A 23,715-nucleotide genomic window follows, 5' to 3' on the forward strand; every position below is an offset into this window, starting at 1 on the left:
TCAGGAAACAGTTTATTATGAATTTAGAAACTATTCTAGCCTTAGGCACAGGCGTATTTTGTCTCGTTTACTTAGTATATTCGATTTTCAAACCGGAAAAATTCTAAGGAGCTTTTATGGCGACGGAATGGATTCAACTCTCGATCTTCCTTTTTTCGATCGTAATCTTCTCTCCTTTGTTCGGCCTATGGTTGTATAAAGTGTATTCGTCTTCCGGAACCTCAAAACTCGAACGGATACTGTATAAACTTTGCGGAATCGACCCCGACAAGAATATGAACTGGAAAGAATATGCTCTCTCCTTACTCGTATTCAATTTTTTCGGTTGTATTCTTTTATTTCTGATCCTGTTTTTTCAGGACCACCTTCCGCTCAATCCCGGAAATTTTCCCGGACTCGATATCTATCTTGCATTCAATACCGCCGTGAGTTTCACAACGAATACGAACTGGCAGGCTTATAGCGGAGAAAGTGTAATGAGTTATTTTTCCCAATCGGTAGGATTGACGGTCCAAAACTTTGTCAGCGCATCCACTGGATTTTGCGTTCTTCTTGCGCTTGCAAGAGGAATATCGGCAAATTCTAATATTGTCGCGCTCGGAAATTTTTGGAGGGATTTGATTCGAGGAACGTTATATGTTCTTTTACCTCTCTCTTTTATCCTCGCTTTGATCCTGGTCGGTTCCGGAGTCGTTCAAACTTTTTCCGAATCCGTAACCGCAAGCACTTTGGAAGGAAATACACAAATCATTCCTTTGGGACCTGCGGCCTCTCAGATTGCGATCAAACAACTGGGAACAAACGGAGGAGGATTTTTCGGAGTCAACAGCGCCCATCCTTTCGAGAACCCGACTCCGCTTTCCAACTTCCTTCAGATGTTTTCCATCATCATTCTACCCGGAGCCTGCGTGTTTCTTTACGGAAGAATTACCGGAAATCTCAAACACGCTTGGATGATTTTCGCCGTGATGTTTACGATCTTTTGTGCCGGAGTTCTCGTCGTTTGGACCTCCGAATCCTCGTGGAATCCGATATCCGGAACCCTCGGTTTTTGGGAAGGAAAAGAAATTCGATTCGGCATCTTAAACAGCTCGATCTGGGAAGTTGCGACCACGGTGGCGTCTAACGGATCGGTCAACTCCATGCACGACAGTTTTTCTCCGATCGGCGGTTTAGTAGGAATTTTGAATATACAATTGGGCGAAATCGTCTTCGGCGGAGTGGGAGCCGGAATGTACGGAATGATTCTATTCGTCCTTCTAACGGTTTTTTTAAGCGGGATCATGGTAGGACGTAGCCCCGAATATCTCGGTAAAAAAATCGAAAAGAGAGAAATCCAAATGTCCGTATTAGGAATCCTTTTACCGTCCACGGTCATTCTTCTTTTTACGGCGATCTCCGTAAGTATTCCGAACGCGTTATCCGCTCTTTCAAACGCCGGGCCGCACGGACTTTCCGAAATTCTCTACGCGTTTTCTTCCGGAGCCGGAAACAACGGCAGCGCGTTCGCCGGTTTGAACGCAAATACCCCTTATTACAATTCTATGATAGGACTTGCGATGTTGATCGGGAGGTTCGGAGTGATTCTCCCCGTTTTGGCGATCGCTGGGGCGGCGGCCGTTAAAAAAAGATCCGAGATCGTATCGGAAGGATCTTTTTCCGTCGAAGGGGGGACTTTTTACGTTCTACTCCTATCGGTGATCGTGGTAGTCGGAGCGCTTACCTTTTTTCCGGTTCTTACCATCGGACCTATACTTGAACATTTCCTAATGCTGCAAGGCAAAACCTTTTAAGGAGAAACCAATGAGTCGTAAGTCGAAAGCTTTTTTCGAATCGGGGGTTTTAAGAGAAGCGGCAATCAACACATTCAAAAAGCTGCATCCTTTTTCCCAGGCAAAAAATCCGGTGATGTTCATCGTATTCTTAGGAGCCTTGTTCACGACCTGGATTTTTTTTAAGGATCTCCGTAATGGAACGTATTCCTCCTTTAACCTGCAGATCGGTCTTTGGCTCTGGTTCACGGTAATTTTTGCGAATTTTGCGGAAGCGATCGCGGAAGGAAGGGGCAAAGCGAGAACGGACAGTCTCAAAAAAACGAGAACGAACATCACGGCTAAAAAACTCTTCGAAGGAGAAATTGCTAACGTTTCCGGAACTACATTAAAGATCGGTGATATAGTTTTATGCGAACCCGGAGACCTGATTCCCGGAGACGGAGAAATTATCGAGGGAATCGCAAGCGTGGACGAATCCGCGATCACTGGAGAATCCGCGCCCGTGGTTCGAGAAAGCGGAGGAGACAGAAGCGCGGTGACCGGCGGGACGAGAGTGTTAAGCGACAAGATCACGATTCGCATCACTGCGGAACAGGGAAACACGTTCTTAGATAAGATGATCGCCCTTGTAGAAGGAGCCAAACGTCAAAAAACTCCGAACGAGATCGCGCTTACGATGTTATTGTCCGGCTTATCCTTTATCTTTTTGATCGCCGTAATCAGCCTTCCGTTTTTTGCGGAGTTCGTCGCCAAACAAGGGAGCCAAACGGCGGACCTTTCGATCCCGATTTTGATCTCTCTATTGGTTTGTTTGATACCGACCACGATCGCGGGTTTACTTTCAGCGATCGGAATTTCCGGAATGGAACGCCTCATTCGGTTTAACGTGATCTCAAAAAGCGGAAAGGCCATCGAGGCCGCGGGAGACATAGACATTCTACTATTGGATAAGACCGGAACGATCACGTTAGGCAACAGGGAGGCGATCCTCTTTTACCCCGCAAACGGAGTGGAAGAAAAATATCTGGCCGATGTCGCACAACTTTCCTCACTCGCCGACGAAACTCCGGAAGGAAGATCCATTGTCGTATTAGCAAAAGAGAAATTCGGAATACGGGAAAGGAATCTTACGGAGATGGAAGGAGAATTCATTCCTTTCAGCGCTTCCACAAAAATGAGCGGAATCGACTTAAAAAAGGAAGGGAAAACGGTTCGAAAAATCCGCAAAGGAGCTGGCGACGCGATCCGAAACCATCTGCACAACTTCAGTCAAGAAATTTCAATGGAGATGGAAGAGGTCATTCAAAAAATTTCCCAAAGAGGAAGTACTCCGATTCTCGTAACCGAAGACGATCGACTGTTGGGTGTGATCGAACTCAAGGACATAGTCAAAGGGGGACTCAAGGAAAGATTTGCGAGTCTTCGCAAAATGGGAATCAGAACGGTGATGATCACGGGAGACAATCCGCTCACGGCGGCTGCGATCGCGGCGGAAGCGGGTGTGGACGACTTTCTTGCGGAAGCGACTCCGGAAACCAAACTGAAAAAAATCAGAGAACAACAAAACAAAGGTTATCTCGTAGCGATGATCGGAGACGGAACCAACGACGCGCCCGCTCTTGCGCAATCGGACGTGGGAGTGGCGATGAATACGGGAACACAAACCGCGCGAGAGGCCGGTAACATGATCGATTTGGACAGCAACCCGAGTAAACTCATCGAAATCGTGGAAATCGGAAAACAACTTTTGATGACAAGAGGAGCGTTGACCACGTTCAGCATCGCAAACGACGTCGCAAAATACTTCGCGATTCTTCCCGCATTGTTCGGAAACTTTTATGCGACAAACGAAACGTTAGTCGGCCCTTTGTCCGTTCTCAATCTGATGCAACTCGGTTCGCAAAAAAGCGCGGTGTTAAGCGCGATCATCTTCAACGCATTGGTGATCCCGGCGCTGATTCCTCTCGCACTCAAGGGAGTCGCCTATAAACCGTTAGGCGCCGATAGAATCCTAAAACGAAATCTTTCGATTTTCGGTTTGGGAGGAATCGTCGCGCCCTTCTTAGGAATCAAATTGATCGACATGATTTTAGTTCTATCGGGAATTAATTGAGGAGAACTTTATGATTTTATTAAATACGGCGTCGATCGCAATCCGAGTTCTTTTGACCCTCGTTTTCATCACCGGCATTTTTTATCCGATCGTAATTACCGGATTTGCCGAACGTTTTTTCCCGTCGCAGGCAAACGGAAGTCTGATTTCCGTCCGCGACAAAATCGTCGGTTCCGAATTGATCGCGCAAAAGTTTACAAAAAATGAATATTTCTGGCCTAGACCCTCCGCGGGAGATTATACGACAACACCGTCGGGAGCGTCCAACGCCGGAGCGACGAACGCGGCATTGAAGAAGAAAGTTCAAGAAAGAAGAAAATTCCTACTCGAAAAACATCCGGATCAAAAGACGGTCCCTCCCGACTTACTATTCGCTTCCGGTTCCGGACTGGATCCACATATCAGTCCCGCGGCCGTTCGTTTTCAAATGAATCGCGTCGCGAAAGCGCGTAAATTGAATACTCTTAAATTTCAAGACATCGTGGAGCGAGCGATCGAAAAACCTTCCCTCGGTTATATCGGTGAAAAACGAATCAACGTACTCCGATTGAACTTGAAATTGGATTCCGAATTTGGAAAAATATTAGAATGAACGAAAGGACGGAAACATCGCGTTTGGATCCGGACGAACTTCTTCGTAAAATCCAAGCGGAAGAACAAAAGGAGATCTCCGGAAAGCTCAAAGTTTTTTTCGGCATGGCGGCCGGGGTCGGCAAAACCTACGCGATGTTAAACGCAGCTCGCAACCTCAAAAAGGAAGGTGTGGACGTAGTAGTCGGTTATATCGAAACACACGGACGCAAGGAAACCGAAGAACTGTTGGAAGGATTGGAAATCCTACCGAGAAAAAACATAGAACATAGGGAAATCCGATTCGAAGAGATGGACATAGACGCCGTTCTCAAACGAAAACCCGAAATCGTCTTAGTGGACGAGTTCGCTCACACCAATATTCCCGGAAGCAGACACGTCAAACGATACCAGGACGTGATCGAAATTCTCAATCACAGCGTCAACGTATTCACAACTTTGAATGTTCAACATTTGGAAAGTCAGGTGGAAATCGTAGAAAAAAACACATCCGTAAAAATCAGGGAAACGATTCCCGATTCGGTTTTGGATATGGCGGACGAGATCGTACTCATCGATCTTTCTCCCGACGATCTCAGAAAACGTCTTCAGGAAGGTAAGGTCTACGTTCCGGAAAAAGCGGATCTGGCCGGAGATCATTTTTTTAAAAAGGAAAACCTGACCTTTCTGCGAGAAACCGCGCTCAACTACACGGCAAGGCACGTCAACACTTCTCCCGACTCGACTAAGTTCAGGGAAAAAATCCTCGTAGCGATCGGCGCGAGTCCGCATTCCTACTCCTTGCTACGTTATGCGAAACGTCTCGCATACGAGCGAAACGGAGAATTGTTCGCGATCTACAATCAAACGAGGGAAAATCTTTCCAAGGAAAACGTAGGCCAGCTCGAAAAGAATCTGAGTTTTGCGAGAGAGTTAGGATCCGAAATTCTCTACGCCGCCGACGAAAATCCGGTGGAAGCGATCCTAAGAGTCGCGGAGCAAAAGAACATAACGCGGGTCGTTTTGGGAAAACCGCCGATGTCCTGGTGGAAGAAATGGAACTCCGCCGCTTCCAAACTAGCGAGGACGACGTCGAACTTCGAACTCTGTTTAGTCCCCTACGATCACACTTCCTTTTCCGGCGAGGAATCCGTTCTCTCTCGAATTCTAAAAACTTCTTCCGGCGGAAAACAATACGTCGCGTCCGTAACCTTGATTTTATCGGCCACTTGTTTCAGTCTTTTTTTAGAACCGATTACGGGATACTGGAGCATTTCCTTTTTATATCTTTTTTTCGTATCCGGAATCGGATCCTTCTTTTCCAAGGGGCCCACCGTTCTCGCGGGATTGTTATCCGGAATTTTCTGGGATTTTTTATTCATCCCTCCCAAATACACTTTTTTCATCGAAAAACTCGAAGACGTTCTGATGTTCGGTTCCTTTCTTTTTATATCCATCATCATAGGAAACGTCACTTCCAGACTGAGACAAAAAGAAAAAACTTTGGTCAATCGGGAACTTCGCTTAACAACGTTATACGAGCTTTCCAAGGAATTGGGACACGCGAGAGACATCCGTCGAATCTCCGAAATCGGAGCCGAATATCTCAAAAAAGTATTTCAAACGGAAGTCGTAATCCTATTGGAAAATCAGGGAAACATAGATTCCAATTCTTCCAGAGCCGGAAATTTTTTTCCGGATTCGAAAGAGACCGCGGTTGCAAACTGGGTTTATAAGAATAAGATCCCCGCCGGAAAATTCACCGATACTTTGTCCTTGTCTATGGGAACTTACTTTCCCATGGTCGCTCCCGGTAAATTGATCGGAGTTATGGGAATCGTTCCCGCCGAAAGACCGAACTTGGATCAGGAAAATCTATTGTTAACGATGGGAAATCAGATCGCGCTCGCGCTCGAAAGAGAGTTATTGTCCGAAGAAACTCGAACGAGATATCTCGCCAATCAATCCGAAAGATTGTACACGATCATATTCAATTCCCTTTCGCACGAATTGAAAACTCCCCTTTCCGCGATTCGCGGAGCGGTCACCGCTCTTCTGGAGCCGGAGATAGACAACTCCAAGGAAGCCCGCGTGGAATTGTTAAACGAAATCAACGAAAGTAGTATGATTCTCAATCTTCTTTTAGGAAATCTATTGGATATGAGCCGTTACGAATCCGGATTTTTGAAATTGAGAATGGATTGGCACGATCCGTCCGACCTTGTTCACGTAGTGGTAAGAAGGCTCAGACAAACGGTGAAGAACAGTCGTTGTGTGATTCGACTTCCGGACAATCCGATTCCTACTTGGATGGATTTTACGTTGATGGAACAGGCGCTTTTTAACGTGGTATTCAACGCGGTTCAAATTTCTCCCGAAGGTTCTCCCGTCTCCATAGAACTTATATGCAAAAAAGATAAAATGAAATACACCGTCGAAGACAACGGCCCCGGAATTCCGGAAGAAGAGCTTGAAAAGATCTTCGAGAAATTTTATAGAAGTAAAAACCGAACTCACGTAGGAAGCGGACTCGGACTTTCCATCAGCAAGTCCATCGTGGAAACACACGGCGGAACTTTGATCGCGGAAAACCGAAAAGAAGGAGGCGCCAGATTTTGTATCGAGATTCCGGTAAAACCGGATTGAATCCGAAAATATTGGTCGCGGACGACGACGATCGAATCCGAAAGATGATTCGAATCAGTTTAAACGCCTCTCATTACGACGTAATCGAATCGGCGACGATTCGGGAAACGATTCTCAAAGCGGCAAAGGAATCTCCTGACGTGATTCTTTTGGATTTACAATTCCCCGATGGAAACGGAATCGCGGCTCTTCGCGAAATCCGAACCTGGAGCGAAACGCCCGTAATCGTATTGTCCGTTCTTTCCTCGGACCTCGAAAAAATTTCCCTGTTGGACGGCGGAGCCGACGACTATATTACAAAACCTTTTAGTATGGGAGAACTGCTCGCAAGAATTCGAGTGGCGCTTCGAAATAAAACCCAGGAACCCGGCTCGCCGATTTTTGTTTCCGGCAATTTATACGCGGATCTATCCGGCAGAAACGTTCAGGTCTCGGGTACGACGGTGCATTTGACTCCGATCGAATATTCCTTTTTAGTTTTTCTGATTCAACACGCGGGAAAGGTTGTAACTCAGGAACAGATCATCCGTCACGTCTGGGGACCGCTGGCAAAAAACGAATCCGGACCGTTAAGAGTTCACGTCGCGAGCCTCAGAAAAAAGATCGAGGCGGATCCTTCCAATCCGGAGTTGCTTTTGACCGAACCCGGAGTCGGCTACCGATTATCCATAAATCCTTAATATTATAATTATTGAAAGTATTCGACTTCCATCCACTAAAACCCTGACATCCGACTTCTACTCGCCAACATCTAAAACGGGCGCATGTCGGATGTAATCTTTTCTATAAAAAAAACTTTTTGAATCGGCCCGACAACCGGGGCTTTTAGGAAGCTCAGTATTTTTCAAGTGGTTAGTGATTAGATTTTAGGACTTTACATACAACAATAAAATGCAAGTGTTCCGACAAGGGTGAGGTTTTCTACTTGCAAAAAGTATGATTTTCTGATAGAGAAAACCTCCCGAGCCTTTCCACTTCCCAAAATTAGGGGAAACTCAATGCAACGCTCTCTACGGATCGCGTTGATTTCACAACTACGTTGTGAGCGACTCGCAACGCAGAGCTTTCCTGAACTAAAGTCTCACTCCCTGAATGCCGACCACCTATCGAACGACCCGTAGGGCGTGAGACTTTAGTTTAGGAAGGCATTCATTGAGTTTCCATGGGTCGTTCGATAGCTCGAAGTACAATGATCAATAAATTTCAAATTCTCTCTAAATACAAAGAGACTTAATCTGTGGGAACTCCCACGTTTTAAATGTCAGTGCGTTAAAAATCAATAAATAGCGATGTCAAGTTCTTCCGATTATCTAAAATTTTGTACGGAAAAGATCCAAGTTACCCGCGTCGAGCACCGATAGTCGCGAGACTTTCTTCGTAGCGCGGGGATTTTCCATGAAAACGCGGGAACACCCCCCACGAAATCCGAATTTCTTATGTATCAGCATGTCTCAATCTAAAAAAATCGATTTTGAGTTTCATTCTCATTTATGTTGACTTTTTTAAACTATCTTTCTACCCTTGGAAAAAAGAGGTCTGCAATGAAAGAAATTCTCGGTCTATCACCTAACGCGAATTTTTCGAAAAACATTTCGGCTTTAGACGACCGAATTGCCCAAAACCTTTTCTCTTTCAATGAGAAACGTAGAACGGCTCAAGAAATCATCTCCGAGCTGCCCGACTCCCTTCCGGAACGAAACGAATCTTTCACTCAGACAAGCGGTTCGGAACTTCTCAAAATATTAATCGATATTTTGAAAACCGAAAAGTTTCATACGGAGTATCAACCCATTCTGTCCTTGGAAACGGGTAAAATTTACGCATACGAAGCCCTCGCCCGATTTTATATCGAAGGAGAAAAAACTTCTCCCGAATTTGTCTTTAACGAACTGCATCAAGATGCGGATTTGTTTTTTGAATTTGAAAAAAATTTAAAACGCTTTCAGATAAAAAACCGCCCTCAAGGCAAAAAGTTATTTTTGAATTTGGACCCGCACGTCTGCAAAAAACAATCTCAAGCCGAGGATTGGCATGAACTTTTAAGCCAAGAAAAAAATATCGTCTGCGAAATCATAGAAAATACGGATTCCACTCTGATCGAAGACACTCGATTCTGTTTGAACGCGTTAAAACAAGCTAACGTTCCGATTGCACTTGACGACGTGGGCGGCGAACGGAATCTTTTTTGTTTTGATTTTTTAGAATATTCAAAATTTATTAAGTTCGATAAACATTGGCTTCGACTTTTTAGAACCAAGTCGTCTTATAAGAATATCGTTTGGGGATTTTTGGACTTTGCGAGAGAATCGGATATACTGTGTGTTTTGGAAGGAGTCGAAACCCAAGAGGATCTTTTGATTGCCGCGGAAATGCGATTCCCCTTAGTGCAAGGATTTTTATTCCAATCCAAGAATATTTCGGTTTGAAACCGAACGGGCCGACTTTTCTTTTCATTTCCCGCGCAAAAAGGATCGGCCTGATTTTATCTCATACAAGTTCGGCGTAAAAAATTCATACGAATCAATTACGACTTCCTTTTTTAAATTTTAACTCCTAACGACAACTCTATAATAGAATGTCCGAAATTCTGCGTCTAAACGCGGGATTTGTGCTCAAATTGACGGTACTCTATTTTATAGGGATCAGTAATACGGATTTTTTTTCTCGTTACTGAAAACCGTATAAAGGCGCCGAAAATTCTGCATATAAAAGACGGACCCTTGCCAAAATTTACGATACCCTAATATCCGAGATTCCACAAGTGACACTCACTGATTTCATTTTTTATCCTGAGTGTCACTCACCAGTATTTTAAGGACAAACTCTTCGTAAAAAATTTAAATCCGAACATTGTAAAAATTTATTTTTGTCAGCCTGTCCGTTAAACTGCATTGAAAGTATATAAATATTTAAGAATATTTTAAAGTTAAATGCTACTGAATATTTGAACTTGAAGCGTGTCCCCAAAGCCCGCCAAGCGATCCAGAGGGAGAGGCGTCACTTTAGTCTTCTTTGGAACGGATTTTTATAGGATTAAAGGACTTTAAGAGTTATCGTGAAAAATTTTCCAATTCTTTTTTTATTCTCATATATTCGGTATCACCCCATAGTACGATTCCTTTCACAAAAGAAATATTTTCGGACGAACAAACTTTCCTTCTTCTACATAACGTTTCTTTACGCTTTCGGCCTTTTGTCTTCGGATTTGCTCGCTCAAAATAAAATAGAAGTGCAAATCAAATCGCAAGAGAAAATAAAACATCTCGATATCGAGGGAAAGAATTTCAGTAAGAGGATCAATGGGGGATCAAACTCCGAAATCACGTTCGGCGTTCCCGATTACGGCGGATATACGGTTTTAGCGGAGAATGAAAAAGGACTTCAGAAAAAAATTCAGATCCAAGTCCGTCCCGGAAACACTTCTTTTTCAATCGACTCGGAAAAAGACAAAGACGGTATCGAAGTCATCGGTGAAAGACGGGCCTGATTTCGTTCGCTTAAAGCCGGAAGAGATCAACAAGATGCCCGGTACGTTCGGAGATTCCTTAAAAGCGATCTTCAACATTTCGGGAATTGCGCCGATTTTTCAAAATTATACCAACTCGGGCTTTCAATCCTCGATGGCGATTAGAACAAGCAGAACCGCCCCCAATGATAGAAGTCCGGAAATTCCCAACAGCCAAAGAGGATTTCTGGTGATGCGAGGCGCGGGAACCAGAGCCAATCAATTTTATTACGACGGACTTCCCTTAGTCTACCCGTTTCACGCGGACGGAATGACTTCCGTGTTGAACAATAACGCGATTCGATCCCTGGAAATTTATTCAGGCACTTATTCTGCCCGATACGGTTTTGCCACTGGCGGAGTCATCGCCGTGGAAGGATTTAAAAAGAAGAACGACTCCCTCGTCGTAAACCTACATACTTTTTTGACGGACGCTTACGTTTTTAAGAATATTACAAAAAACTTAAATGTAAGCGTATCCGGAAGAAAATACTATCCGAACTACGTTTTGGGTAGGATACCCGACCTGATACCGAATCAAACCTTCGTCTCCGATTACAGCGATTATCAATTCCGAATCAACTGGGACATCGACGAGCGTAACTCCGTCACACTTTCCTCTTTCGGAACGAAGGATTATCGTCATCCCTTTTCTTCCAACAAACAACTGGAACCGAAAAAAAATAATATGGAAACCCTGAACGATTCTTTTATCGTAGATAGGAATTTTAGAACGGACGGGATTCAATACGTTTGGAAACCGTTCGAGTACGTTTCCAATACGATGAACTTTGCTAGGAGTTATTTTCAGGAAAGAATTCAAAACAGCACTTATCTTATCGATACCTCTAAAGGTGTACTTTCCCTTGCCTTTGAAGGATTACAAAAAGCGAATACTCTTGGAAATGATTTTTCGGAGGACCTTCGGTATTTTGAGGACGTTATGGAAGTGAACTTATTCAAAAAAATCCTAAAGCTCAGGGTGGGCGGTCAATATAGGGAAACCGTTTCCAGCTTTAAGGGCAAGGTTATATACATCAATGAAAATCCGGAGATGCTTAAGATAACCAAGTTCATCCTCTCCGATCCGAACACATCGGCAACCTTGGAAGGAGATAGGATGGTTCATAGACAGATCGGATATTTTTCCGAGATGAAACTGGATTATAAAGGAAACGTGTTAACGCTCGGAGCAAGACGGGACTATCACGATTTATCGGAACAATGGAAAACAAGTCCGAGACTTATGTTTGCAAAAGAACTGGAATCCACGAAAACGACTTTTTTCGGCGGAACCGGGAAATTCTTTCAAGCCCCTCCGGACATCAGTTATATTTCCAAAAAGATAGGAAACCCCAATCTCAAAATGGAAGAATCGCAACATTCCAATATTGGAATAGAACAAAAGTTTTTATCGAATTACTCCGTCAAGTTGGAAGGTTACAAAAACACTTTGACAGTTTGGCCGTTCGGGACGATTTTATCTACAACTCTTCGGCCGCCAACATCAACAATCTCGTTTCCGCATTCAACAATCAAAACGCGGAACTCGTTCCTCAAAAGAACGTGAATTACTCAAATTCCATGTCCGGCTGGTCCAAAGGATTCGAGTTGATGATTAAAAAAGAAATCCCGGAGGACTCCGGATTTTTCGGTTGGATTTCCTATACGAACTCTTTGACAAAACGAAATAGAAATCAACCCCTTCTGAACAATACCGAACTTCAAGCCCATAACGAACTGGCTAAAAATCATAGGGTTTTGTATCAGGACGTATCCAAGGATTATTATACGAACGTTTACGATAACGGAAACGTCGAGGTTCTAAAGAAAAATTCCAAGGAAGAATATTACGATTTGGATCGAACACACATGTTCAGTTTAGTCGGCGGCTGGAAACACAAGGACCAATGGCAAATCGGCACGAGAATCATTCACTTAACGAATTACGCATATACTCCGATCGTCGGGTCGGAACTGACTCCCGTTAATTCCGTAAATCTTTACACTCCCACTTATTCGAACGATATCAGATCCGCTCGGCTCCCGTCTTACAATCAGATCGATATTCGATTTGATCGTTTTATATCGACGAGTTGGGCGAAGTTGGATTTGTACGTTGAAATCATCAATCTGACCGGAAATAGGATCGCGGTTACAAAAAATCTTTATAATACTCTGGCTCCTTATATCCCGAACGTAAACCCCGCTACCGGTTACATCAATCAAAACGGGTTGGAAGTCGGCAAAACTAAGGTTCCGATGTTTAATTTCGGAATACAAATGCAATTTTAAAGATATCTTTCCGACTCGGTTTTCGGACAAACCGTAAGATCAAAGCGGCTTTTCCATTCTCCAACAATAATGAATCTTTTCGTTTCTGAAATCTTCCGGAAGAGTCGTCTTCGTGATGTCTTTCGAATTTTCCCAGAGAACGGATTTTTCTGAAAATTCAAACTTTCTAAAGTTCGTGGAAAAGTACAACACGGCTCCGGGAAGCGCAAAGTCCCGATAGAGAACGTTTAAGATCTCTACGTGATTTTTTTGTACGTCGAAGACGTTAGTCATCTTTTTACTGTTGGAAAAGGTCGGAGGATCGACCACGATCAGATCGTATTTTTTTCGATTCGGGTTCGTTCTTTCCTGATAAAGCCATTCCGTTACATCCGCTCTGAGTAGACGATGTTTTGTAAGGGAAAATCCGTTTAACTTCAAATTTTCTTCGGCCCAAGCCGAATACGTGTTGGAAAGGTCCACGCTTAAACTTTCGGTCGCTCCGCCTGACACCGCGTAGACGGTAAACGATCCCGTATAAGAGAAAAGATTTAGGAATTTTTTTCCCTTTGATTCTTTGCGGACGAGTTCCCTCGTGATTCTATGATCTAAAAACAATCCCGTGTCGATATAATCGGATAAGTTTACGTAAAACCGAAGTCCGTTCTCCCCTACTTCGAACAACTCCGATTGCTGGGATTGTTTTTCGTACTGTTCTTTGCCTTTTTTGGGTTCTCTCTTTTTCCAAAAGACGGAATCGGGTCCGAGGTTCAATGTCTCGGAGACGATCCGGCCTATCTCCGCGTTCTCCCTTTCTCTTTCTTCGTCCGAAATCTCGTAATCGTTTTTATATGCGGCGATTTGACAATAAGGCCCGTAAAGATCCACGCTGACTGGAACCTGAGGTATGTCCCGATCGTAGATTCGAAAACATTCTATGTTTCTTTTACGCGCCCATTTTTTCCAATGTTTAGACATTCTCGTTATACGATTTCGAAACATCACCATCGGATTTCCGGAATCGTTAAACGAATTGGTTTCATCGAATCGTTTTTCCGTCATAAAACCAGAATACGAAAATCCCCGTCAAAATCCAATCAGAACAAAAATGGAAATTCCATAAAAAGACTGGACGATCGGGACGATTGCAAAACATTTTTCTTATTTTCCGAATCGAAGAAGCGAGTTGAAATTTTGAAACACACATATCTCGAAAATCAAAAAGTAAAATTATTTCTCTCCTATTCGGAAACGGATTCGAAGAACGTTATCTTATTCCTGCACGGATATCCCGATACACATCGGACCTGGGACTTACAGATCGATTCCTTAAAAGACAAATATCGTTTAGGTGCGATCGACCTTAGAGGTTTCGGAAGATCCTCCAAACCTTCGGAACAATCCGAGTACAACTACACTATGATTTTTCCCGATCTTTTGGAAGCGATCCGTTTCCTTTCCAAGGATAAAAAGGTACACTTGGTCGGTCACGATTGGGGAGCGGCTCTGGGTTGGTTATTTATTAGCGATCCTGAATATTCAGGATATGTACGTTCCTTTACGGCGATTTCCGGTCCGCATCCCTGGCTCGCGGGCAAACGAATGATCGACGACCTGTTCAGTCTCAATCTGGATAACTGGGGAAAAGTGATCGATCAGGGTTTTCGCTCCTGGTATATCTGGTTTTTTCAGATTCCTATGCTGCCGGAATTCGTCTGGCGGAACTTCGGTGAATCGATTTACAAATGGATCATGGATCTCGGCGGAGTTCCCAAAAAAGATTCTCTGAGAAACGCGAGCAAAAACGATATCTACGGCGCGACGATGGCCCCTATCAATCTGTTCCGGGAGTTATTGTTCGGTAAAACGGTGATCTCCGCTCCCTCCAATATCAAAGTTCCGGTGCAATTGATCGTTCCTCAAAAGGATTTTATCGTTTTACCGGAGGTTTATGAAAACGCGTACGACTACGTGGAAAAATTAGAAATTCATAAACTCGATTCCAATCACTGGGTTCACAGGGAACAACCCGACTTAGTGACCGATCTCATTCAAAAGTTCGTCGTCAAACATTCCGCGTAACGTCTTTTTAAAAATTCACTCCGCCGAAAACCACCAACTCTAAAAATCCGAAACTTTGGCTGGCGTGATCCTTGGAACGTCCGTTTGTAAAGATATCGGATAGATCGATATATCCTCCCTTGGCGCCGAGTTCGAAAAAGACGGATCGATAAACGTCCGCACGACCGGCGACGTAACCGGAAACTCCGTAACCCGACGCGTGGAAGTGATTGTTTTTTCCTTCTCCGAAAAGACGAACGTCGCTTCTGCAAACAATCGGGCCGCCGCCCACGGAAGAAACGAGACTGAACGCATTTTCTCCGTTAGACGAAACGAGCAGAGGTTGAATCATTCCCACATCTATATAAAGAAAATTTAATCCGTCGGTGTGTTCGAATTTTAAAAAGTCGGGAGTTACGTTGATCGTCTCTCCGTTATGATATCCTTCCAATCTTTTATAGGCGTCCGGAAATAGATAAAGAAAAACCGCGGAGTCGGAGGACGTTCCGAGATGCGCCCTTTGAATCGCAAGCGGATCGATATAACCGTAAATGTTGGCGGCTTGTCCTCTGCTCATCACGTATTTCATGTGATCTTGACCGAAAGCGACAAAGAATTTATCCGCAAAATAATACGTTAGACGAAAGTTATACTGCGGAATTTCCCAAAGGCTCGGGTTCAGATAAACGGACGGATCGAATTTTTCGGGTTTATCTTTCGCGACGACGTCTTTCAACGTGAAGTTATATCCGGGACCGTGAAAAGTGATATCGCTTTGCGTATAGGAATCGCGATTGTAACCCCATTGGAAACTCCAGTTTCCCTTTCTCTGATCCACTCTTTTGGAAGGTTCCTTTGTTTCCGTAATCGCCGCTTGATTTGCGGGAATTTGTTCCGTTTTCGTTTCCGCATTTATCTGCGCAAACGGAACGACATCTTGAAGATCCGCGTTTTTCGTTTTAGATTGGGAGAACATGGAAAACGGAAAAAGGCAAAAAATAAAAACGGCGACGAAACGTTTGGAGGAAGTTTTAATATTTCGAGTTTGTTTTAAATTCATGGGACTATCTTGAAAAAAAATTTCCGGATTGATTTCTGAAAATACTAAAATGGGAATAGGCCCGACTCTGGCTATGTTTTTTTCCGTTGATAAAAATCCGAATCCGTCATTCGATACGGTTCTCGTTTTTTGAATTCTGATTCTGAATCCGCGCCGAACCCTCGTTTTCATTTTTGACAAGATCTTATTTTTAGTCGTTCCGACAACCTACCCAACCGATAAATTGTTTGAATTCAGACTTCAAAGTAAGTGCGACTTTTATCTCAATGTTCCCGTTCCACTCAATTCCTAAAAAGCGGGAGTTCCCACATTTTAGAAATCAGCAAATAGTCCCTAATCACTTGAAACGCTCAGGCTCGCCGATAATCTCTCCATAGAACGGAGTTTCCTTAATCTTCAGGTTATATCCTTTGACGAATAATATTTCAAGATTGACCGTGTCTTCCCGATTGTATTCTTCCAAAATTTTGAGCGCGTCCATATCGTCATAATCCACGTATTGTTTCCAAAGATTCACCGCTTCGACGCCTGTGATCGCAACCGCTTCCGGCCTATGGATGCCTAAAGTTTTTTCGCATCCTTTGAGTCCGCCCTTTATCCCGAGAGATCTTAATAAAAACATAATATCAATGTGATTGTTTCTAAAACGAACGTTAAACTCCCTTTCCAAAAAAGGAACGTCGAACGCGATCCCGTTGTAGGAAACGAAAATCCGGTCCTGGCTGAGATTGTCTAAAAAAAAATCCAAATTGAATCCCCGAATATAGGAACGATATTCGGTTCCGTCGAAGGTTCCGATCACCGTCGTTCTGTCCTCGTTCCCCAAACCCGTGGTTTCGATATCCATATAAAGAAGTTTTTCCCGAATCGTAGGAAAAAGTCTCCAGTAATGTTTGGCGGAAAGAACGTGAAAGAAGTAAAAAAAATTTTCCCTTTCCAATTCTTTTTTAGAAAACTCTAATGCGTCTAAAATCAGATTTCGAATCGGAACGGGTTCGGTCTTCAGATATTTTTCAAGATCCTTCCAATCGTAAATTCCCTTTTCCCAAAGATTTTTTTCCTCCTTAGAGTCGATCCCGGGAAGATGGCAAAACGTATGTTTCAACATCTGCTTTTCCTTACGGATATCAGCACGAGAATAAAACGAAAAATCAGGATCGAAACACAACAGACCCACAATAAAGAATTTCCGAGTTCGGTATAAATCGTCGGCTCGGCGGAACCCGGTCGAATCGAAAAGGTTCGGGTTCCGGTTTCGTGAAATCCGATCGGAACGATCAGAGGAATTCCGCGGGCGTCCCAGACTTCCGAAATTCCGGATACGGTGGAACGGATCAAAGGCAGACCGGTTTCGATCGCTCTCAATCGGACGGCTCCGGAATGTTGATAGGCCTCCAGCTCCGAGTCGAACCAGGAATCGTTGGTGAGGTTGATCAGGATTTCCGGTTGTTCTCCGGTCCGAAAGTAGTCCAAAACGAGTTCCGTAAACATCGCTTCGTAACAAAGCAAAGGCATAATCGAATACGAATATTCTAAATTTATAATCTTATCGGATCGTTTGTCCCGGGAGAAAAATTCGGCTTTATGGATTTCAGGCTCGTTCAATCGGGAGATTTCCTTTTCGCTCGGAGGCAAAATCGGCTTTGTGTTCCGGATTTTATTTCCGATCAGAAGTTTGGGGATTTCTCCGGGAACGTAGCGGGAGGTTTCCTTGAAGATCGAACGTAAAAAAGGAAGTTCGTTTTCCATCGGAAGGTATTCGCCGAAGGCAAGAAGTTTCCTTTTGTCGTATCGTTCGAAACTTCCGTCCGCGCTTTTAAACAAACTAACCTGATTCCTCAGCTTGCCCCCTTCCATATTCAATTCGTTGAATATAATATCGGCTCCGGTATGTTTGGAAAGAAATAAAACGATCCCTTCCATCGTGGAAGAATAAATGTGTTCCTTTCGATTTTCCTCCGAATCGATGGTGCCGTGAAACGGAATCGCGGATTCCGGAATTACGATCAAGGACGGCGGATTTTCGGAGGTTATACTTCCCCTTAAGGCCAAAGAAAACACCTTACTCATCGTCACGCTCAAAAAATTCGAGTCTGCTTTCAGATCCTTGGTTCCGGGAGAAGTATCCGGTTGAATCATAAGTACGGACAAATCTTTCGGCTTCCCTTCGTTAGACGATCGATCGGCGTATCCGATTCGGTACAAACCGTAAAAATAAACGGATGCGATTCCGATCGCCGCGACGACCGCAATTCTGAATTCTTCGGATTTTTTCCTTTTAAAATGACTTAAGAACATTATAAAAACGGAAGATATAAACAACAAAAGAAAACTCAGCCCGTAAACTCCGCAGATCGAAGCGAACTGCTCGAACACGATCGAACCCGAAATCAAGTTCCCCCAATACCAGGGAAAAATCTGAATCGTTATCATGTCCGCGACGGCTCCCGCGGCGGGAAATACCAAAAGCACCGAAGGTTGTGAAACGGATTCTACTTTAGAAAAACGGAATAAAGCATAGAACGGAAAGAACTTCAAATGGGAAACGAGTCCGTATAATAGGAAAAAAAGAACGGAAACGATCGGACCGGTTCCCGCAATGCCGGAAACGGCTCCCGGAATCCAATAAAACGCGACGCAGTTCAAAATCTGGGAAAGAATCAAAATCCACAACGAGGCTTTCCAAAACGGTTCTTGATTGAGGGAAAAAAACAAAAACATACAGGAAACGGCCGCAATCATTCCGGCCGAAAAAAATGAAAACGGGGAAAGCCCTAAAAGAGTTCCGCCCCCGACTCCGAAACAAAGTAGAAGTCGATATACAAACGAGTCTTTTGCAATGAAACGATACGGCATCAATTTTGGTTTTTCTTTATCTCCTCTTCATACTTAAGCCTTCTTGAATATTCTTCCGCTTCTTCCTTTCCGAGGTTTTTGGTTCTAATTTCCATCAAGGCCCTTTCTTTCGCGTCTCCTCTGACGTTAGGATTTTTCCCGGACCAGTTGGCCTCTTCTTGCGCGGTTTGTTTTTCCTTTTTTTCTTTTTCGTCCGCTTCCTTATAAACCGCTTCCATACGATCCGCGCCGTCCTTACCGAAATATTTTTCGCGGATGTTTCTCGTTTTGCCGTTTCGATCGGACAAACTCATTCTTTCCAATTCGTTTTCCCTCAGAAACATTTCGGTTTCGTAAGTATTGTACTTAGGTTCCCTTTTTCTTAAGGTATTATAATATCCGCCGTAGACATTTTTTCTGAATTCCTCGTATCTTTGCATTCTTTGTTCGCCGTTTAAGGATTCCGTATCCTTTAAAAACCCGCTCAAGGATTCCCGATAAGTTTCTTCCGCGTCTTCCATACCGAAGATAAGTTTAGCGTCGTTATCGGAAAAAAATTCCTTTCTTTTCTTTTTAACGAGTTCGTATTTTTCGGTTCTACTGAGTTTATCGGGAAGTTCGAATTCTTTCATAGTCGTTTCATATCTTAAGTAACCCGAAAAAAGTTTCATTAGATATTCCGCATCTTTTCCGGAATAGTGATCGGCGATAAAGGCCCGAATAATTTCGTTGCACTGTTCGTATCCCGCGCTTTCGGGACATTGCCTTCTCAAGGCCCAAAGCTCGGAGACTAGATTGACTTCGCCCGTGGAAGCGTATTGTATCAAATCGTCGAAGGAGAGCCAGTTTCCGTTCTCATCGAAGATTTTGCGCGAAGTATCCACGATCGCTTGATTTAAAATCCACTCGCCGGATTCCGAACGTTGGAGTGTGAACTCCGCGTCGGAGTTTCCTAAAACACTTTCGGAACCCGCGCTTTTTTCACTTAAGAACACGAACCAGATCAATGCGATTAAAATCGCCGTGATCAAACCTACGATTGTGGGAAATGTAATTCTTTCCTGAAGAGATTTCATGGACCGTGATTTTTAAAAAAATCTTTCCTAAGGCAAACCTTTTTTGTTTTTTCTGAACAAGCGGTTCGGATGAAATGACAAGGAATGCGACAAAAAAGACCGATTCTCTATTACCCTGAAGGAACAGTAGGAGCCAAAGAAATTTTTTCAAGGTTCGAAAAGTTGGAGGTAAGATCTTATCCCTCCGATCAAATCGAAAAGACGGCCCAAGACGAACCCTCGATTCTGATCGCGAACACAAGATTCAAAGTGAATCGGGAAAACGTCCGAAACTTTCCTTCCGTGAAAATTTTTGCGACCGTAAGTTCCGGAACGGATCATGTGGATTTTAACGTTCTCAAAGAATCGGGAAAAGTTTTTTTGAACGCACCCGGTTGTAACGCCGGTTCGGTCGCCGAATACTGTTACGCGGGGCTTTTGAGTCGATTTGACGAATCCGAGCTAAAAACGATGAAAATCGGTATGATCGGACACGGAAACACCGGAAAAGAATTTCATAAAATTCTAATATTAAAGGGAATCGATTGTATTTTTTACGATCCGTTTTATAAGACGGAGTCCGTGCCTTTAAAGGAGGTATTGGATTGTTCCGTTCTCAGTTACCACGTTCCCTTGACCGAGGAAGGACCGGAACCGACGTTTCGTTTTGTGACCGCCTCTTTGATCGATTTTTTAAAATCCGGTACGGTTTTTATCAATACGAGCCGGGGAGAAATCCTCACCCGGGAAGCGTTCGATCGTCTGATTGCAAGAAACGATATATTCAAAATTTTAGATGTGTTTGACCCCGAGCCGCCCTCGGTTCAAGCCGGAAAAATACTTTCCGAAACGGATCAATCGATCCTTACTCCGCATATCGCCGGTTACAGTCAGTTGGGGAGAGTGAGCGGAACCTACAGAGTCGCCGAAAAGTTATCCATCTTATTCGGGGACAATCCTCTGCCTCCCCTGGAATCTTTTTTACAGACGGAAGGAGAATTTAAAACTTCCACTTTCTTAAAAGAGGAGGATCGCCTTTTGAGAGAAGCCTGGAGAAAAGGTGATGAGGGTTATTTTGAAAAAAGAAGGAACTCGTATCCGGTAAGATTGGATTGGGGATTGGTTTGATTTTTTACGGATCGCGTTACACAACGCTTAGTCACCACTGGATGAATTGTTCGCCTTTGGCCGGTTGGCAAGTCGGACAAAAAAACGAATCGTAACCCAAGACGTTCGCTCTTCGGATGATCGTTCCGCAGACGGGACAAGGTTCGTTTTTACGATTTCTGACTTTAACGTGATCCCGAACCTTAACATCGAGCGGAGCCTGTTTGTTTCGAATGTATTCGATCGAATCGGAAAGAACTTCTTTGATACTTTTGTAAAGAAGCGATTTGTCTTCCGAAGAAAGCAGATTACAGGAAGTTTTAGGATGAATTTTAGCCGCAAAAAGGACCTCGTCCGCATAAGCATTTCCTAATGCGCTCAATTTGGATTGGTCCATCAAAAAAACCCTGATTTGTCTACGGTTTTTTCCCATCAACTTTACGAAAACATCCTCGGTAAATTCCTCCGAAAGAAGATCGATCCCTTGTTCCTTGTATTTCGGGATTTGTTCCAACTGATCGGGCTCAAGAAAGTAAACCTTTCCCATTCGAGTGTCGTCCGCGTAATTGAACGTCGTTCCGTCCGTAAAAATCCGCAAACAAAGGTCTTTTTTCTTATACTTAGGATCGAGGGAGAATCTCCCGGATAACATAGGGTGAATTACCATATTCAATTTTTCGAATGCAAAGTTGAGAAAAGGACCGTTTCTCACGATGTTCCGAAAGGAGGAGCCTTTATAAACGTCGTCGACCGCGGCGCCTACGAGGTTTCGAACGACCAGAGGATCTACGATCTCGACGAATTCCACCGTTTTATTTACCAATTCGGGGATCAGTCTTTCCCGAATAACGACTAAATCCGGAAGTTCTGGCATGAGGCGATTGAATTCTATATTAGACTTTCGTCAAGCTTAAGAATCGGCTTCGTCAATCGTAGGGAAGAATTCCCTTTTGTAATCCGTATTTGGCGCATAACTCCGTCGTTTTATTACGAAGCGCGGTTTGATAGGTTTCGGGCATTCGATGACTTTTGGAAAAAAATTTTTGATACTTGGGGATAAGACGAGGGTAATATTTTTCGATCGCTTTAAACGTAAGAGATCTGCTATCCGAAGGATCGTTTCCGCCGAACAGAGTCAGACTTGCCGGAAAAATATATCGGATTCCCGCGTCCTTAAACGTTCGAAACATAAACTCCAAATTTTCACCGGTGTCCGAAATGTGAGGAAGCAGAGGCATCAAACTCACTCCGCTGAAAAAACCGTTCGCTAAAGTATCCTTTAAAGCGGAAAGACGCAAACTCGGAGCGGTCGCTCCCGGTTCAAAAACTTTGGCGACGGGATCGTCGAGAACGGAAAAGGAAAACGTAATGAACGATTTACGACTCAGTCGACCGCGCAAATCCTCCGGAAGAATCGCCTCCTTTTCGATTTCGTTTAACAAATCCAGATCGCGCAAAATCAGATCCGATTTAGTGAGAATATGAACCGGAAATTTGTATTTTAGAATTATCTTAAGTAGCTCTCTCGTGAGACCGAGTTCTTTTTCGAACTGCAGATAAGGATCGGTGGCCGAAGAAAGGGCGATAATTCCGTAACGGTTCTTTTTGGCGCAACTTCGGAGTTGTCGATCCAGAACTTCCACCGCGTTTTCCTTAAAGGAAAGTTTGTCTTCGATATTCAAACCGTATTTGCTTCCGCCCACATAACAGTATAAACATCGAAACGAGCAACCGCTGTAAGGGTTGATCGTATAATCGTCCAAAAACCAGGGATCTCTTCGTTTGGTTTTATTCAGGATGCTCTTAATCCGGATACTTTGAGGCATACTTGGCGGATCGGCTCAGTCCGATTTCGATTTTTGTCTTAAAGAACGGCTGGATAGATCCGTTCGTATTCAAATGATATTCAAATTTTTGAATGATATCGGGATGAAATTTGGAAACGGTTTTAAAGGCCCAGCCGATCCCTTTTTTCGTATGAAAGTCCTTTGTATCGGCTTTTGTTAAGAGAAGTCGAAACGTTTCCTCCACGTATTTTTTTCCGAGACCTTTCTTGACCGCGTAGTGTGCGGCGACGCCGACGGAACGAGCGACCCAAACGTTTTTATGATCGAGATGGATTTTTAAAACCGGAAGAGTCCGTTCGGGTTGTTTGAGAAGAAAGTAACCCATGACCCTTTCTCCGATGATATCGCAAACATACCATTCGTTTCCCAAAACGATATAATCGACCGCCTTTTCCAAGGATTGTTCGAAATGATTTTCCAAACGAAGTTGAAGTATGATCGCGGCGATAACATAACCTCCCATGTGTCTCAGATTTATGATTTGATCCGTAAAGGAGATCTGTTTCTTTTCCGGAATTTTAGAATAGAGTTCCTTTCCCACAAACTCCAATAACGGGAATTTCACTTTTTTCAACAAGAGGTCCGATTCGATTTTGGAAACCGGAAAACTTTCATCCGCTTCCGGAAAATCCCAAAGATATGCGAGAACCGATTTGATTTCTTTCTTGGAACGAATTGAATCCATGGAAAACGATCCTACTGAGAACTATAAAATAAAGTGAATTCGTGGAAAAAATTTGGGCATGGCGAGCGATCCATAGCGAGCGAGACAACCAAAAGACAACGGCCGTTGTCGTTTGGCTCCCAACGAAGCCGGGAAATCGCCCTCCCGTTAAAATAACGCGCCCAAAATTCTACCTCTAAGAA

The 23,715-nt window shown here is 43.7% G+C and carries 17 protein-coding genes and 1 pseudogene; 10 read left to right on the top strand and 8 right to left on the bottom strand.

Features of this window, described 5'->3' with window-relative positions:
* Window positions 1-17: 17 nt before the first annotated feature.
* The 8 genes and pseudogenes from LEP1GSC194_RS22980 to LEP1GSC194_RS23415 all read left to right on the top strand — a co-directional run bounded on the left by LEP1GSC194_RS22980 (window position 18) and on the right by LEP1GSC194_RS23415 (window position 12,904).
* Entirely contained in the window at window positions 18-107 is a 90-nt protein-coding gene (locus LEP1GSC194_RS22980) for a potassium-transporting ATPase subunit F (protein ID WP_020773333.1), read from the top strand.
* A 9-nt stretch (window positions 108-116) separates the two neighbouring features.
* Complete coding sequence (gene kdpA / locus LEP1GSC194_RS08790) at window positions 117-1,793, top strand: potassium-transporting ATPase subunit KdpA (protein WP_020773308.1); 1,677 nt, start codon at window positions 117-119, stop codon at window positions 1,791-1,793.
* Between the two features lie 10 nt (window positions 1,794-1,803).
* Window positions 1,804-3,888, top strand: coding sequence for a potassium-transporting ATPase subunit KdpB (gene kdpB / locus LEP1GSC194_RS08795; protein WP_020773326.1), 2,085 nt, complete (start codon window positions 1,804-1,806; stop codon window positions 3,886-3,888).
* Window positions 3,889-3,898: 10 nt separating this feature from the next.
* Window positions 3,899-4,480 (top strand): potassium-transporting ATPase subunit KdpC, encoded by a 582-nt coding sequence (kdpC, locus tag LEP1GSC194_RS08800; RefSeq protein ID WP_020773247.1) that lies wholly within the window; start codon window positions 3,899-3,901, stop codon window positions 4,478-4,480.
* Window positions 4,477-7,104: a sensor histidine kinase gene (locus LEP1GSC194_RS08805; RefSeq protein ID WP_020773276.1), complete on the top strand. Its 2,628-nt coding sequence runs from the start codon at window positions 4,477-4,479 to the stop codon at window positions 7,102-7,104. Before kdpC ends, LEP1GSC194_RS08805 begins: the two co-directional genes overlap by 4 nt.
* Window positions 7,101-7,784, top strand: a complete 684-nt coding sequence (locus LEP1GSC194_RS08810; RefSeq protein WP_036041894.1) for a response regulator — start codon at window positions 7,101-7,103, stop codon at window positions 7,782-7,784. The genes LEP1GSC194_RS08805 and LEP1GSC194_RS08810 overlap by 4 nt, the downstream gene beginning before the upstream one ends.
* An 861-nt stretch (window positions 7,785-8,645) precedes the next feature.
* Complete coding sequence (locus LEP1GSC194_RS08815) at window positions 8,646-9,530, top strand: EAL domain-containing protein (protein ID WP_020773291.1); 885 nt, start codon at window positions 8,646-8,648, stop codon at window positions 9,528-9,530.
* Between the two features lie 740 nt (window positions 9,531-10,270).
* Window positions 10,271-12,904: pseudogene (locus LEP1GSC194_RS23415) on the top strand (TonB-dependent receptor plug domain-containing protein).
* Window positions 12,905-12,943: 39 nt separating this feature from the next.
* On the opposite strand, the gene LEP1GSC194_RS08830 reads toward LEP1GSC194_RS23415, so the two are convergent.
* Window positions 12,944-13,945, bottom strand: a complete 1,002-nt coding sequence (locus tag LEP1GSC194_RS08830; RefSeq protein ID WP_020773250.1) for a class I SAM-dependent methyltransferase — start codon at window positions 13,943-13,945, stop codon at window positions 12,944-12,946.
* 132 nt (window positions 13,946-14,077) lie between these two features.
* Between LEP1GSC194_RS08830 and LEP1GSC194_RS08835 the strand changes: the two genes are divergently transcribed.
* The gene (locus LEP1GSC194_RS08835; RefSeq protein ID WP_020773349.1) at window positions 14,078-14,965 is read left to right on the top strand and encodes an alpha/beta fold hydrolase; all 888 of its coding nucleotides are present in this window, start codon (window positions 14,078-14,080) and stop codon (window positions 14,963-14,965) included.
* Window positions 14,966-14,972: 7 nt separating this feature from the next.
* On the opposite strand, the gene LEP1GSC194_RS08840 is transcribed toward LEP1GSC194_RS08835, so the two are convergent.
* The 4 genes from LEP1GSC194_RS08840 to LEP1GSC194_RS08855 form a co-directional block, all read right to left on the bottom strand.
* Window positions 14,973-16,004, bottom strand: a complete 1,032-nt coding sequence (locus tag LEP1GSC194_RS08840; RefSeq protein ID WP_036041896.1) for a hypothetical protein — start codon at window positions 16,002-16,004, stop codon at window positions 14,973-14,975.
* 337 nt (window positions 16,005-16,341) lie between these two features.
* Window positions 16,342-17,112 (bottom strand): ribonuclease H-like domain-containing protein, encoded by a 771-nt coding sequence (locus LEP1GSC194_RS08845; protein ID WP_017807869.1) that lies wholly within the window; start codon window positions 17,110-17,112, stop codon window positions 16,342-16,344.
* Window positions 17,106-18,860, bottom strand: a complete 1,755-nt coding sequence (locus LEP1GSC194_RS08850) for an apolipoprotein N-acyltransferase (protein ID WP_020773258.1) — start codon at window positions 18,858-18,860, stop codon at window positions 17,106-17,108. Before LEP1GSC194_RS08850 ends, LEP1GSC194_RS08845 begins: the two co-directional genes overlap by 7 nt.
* Window positions 18,860-19,915: a lipase secretion chaperone gene (locus LEP1GSC194_RS08855; protein WP_020773325.1), complete on the bottom strand. Its 1,056-nt coding sequence runs from the start codon at window positions 19,913-19,915 to the stop codon at window positions 18,860-18,862. The genes LEP1GSC194_RS08850 and LEP1GSC194_RS08855 overlap by 1 nt, the downstream gene beginning before the upstream one ends.
* 84 nt (window positions 19,916-19,999) lie before the next feature.
* Between LEP1GSC194_RS08855 and LEP1GSC194_RS08860 the strand changes: the two genes are divergently transcribed.
* Complete coding sequence (locus LEP1GSC194_RS08860; RefSeq protein WP_020773244.1) at window positions 20,000-21,022, top strand: NAD(P)-dependent oxidoreductase; 1,023 nt, start codon at window positions 20,000-20,002, stop codon at window positions 21,020-21,022.
* Between the two features lie 31 nt (window positions 21,023-21,053).
* On the opposite strand, the gene LEP1GSC194_RS08865 is transcribed toward LEP1GSC194_RS08860, so the two are convergent.
* From LEP1GSC194_RS08865 to LEP1GSC194_RS08875, 3 genes are read right to left on the bottom strand one after another with little or no spacing between them, the layout of a single operon-like run.
* Window positions 21,054-21,875, bottom strand: a complete 822-nt coding sequence (locus LEP1GSC194_RS08865) for an Fpg/Nei family DNA glycosylase (RefSeq protein WP_017807812.1) — start codon at window positions 21,873-21,875, stop codon at window positions 21,054-21,056.
* Window positions 21,876-21,927: 52 nt separating this feature from the next.
* Window positions 21,928-22,827 carry an SPL family radical SAM protein gene (locus tag LEP1GSC194_RS08870; protein ID WP_020773257.1) on the bottom strand — a complete coding sequence of 300 codons (900 nt, stop codon included), beginning with the start codon at window positions 22,825-22,827 and terminating at the stop codon, window positions 21,928-21,930.
* Window positions 22,805-23,533 (bottom strand): DNA alkylation repair protein, encoded by a 729-nt coding sequence (locus LEP1GSC194_RS08875; RefSeq protein WP_020773347.1) that lies wholly within the window; start codon window positions 23,531-23,533, stop codon window positions 22,805-22,807. The genes LEP1GSC194_RS08870 and LEP1GSC194_RS08875 overlap by 23 nt, the downstream gene beginning before the upstream one ends.
* Window positions 23,534-23,715 lie beyond the last annotated feature (182 nt).

The sequence above is a fragment of the Leptospira alstonii serovar Sichuan str. 79601 genome (assembly GCF_000347175.1).
Classification (GTDB): domain Bacteria; phylum Spirochaetota; class Leptospiria; order Leptospirales; family Leptospiraceae; genus Leptospira; species Leptospira alstonii.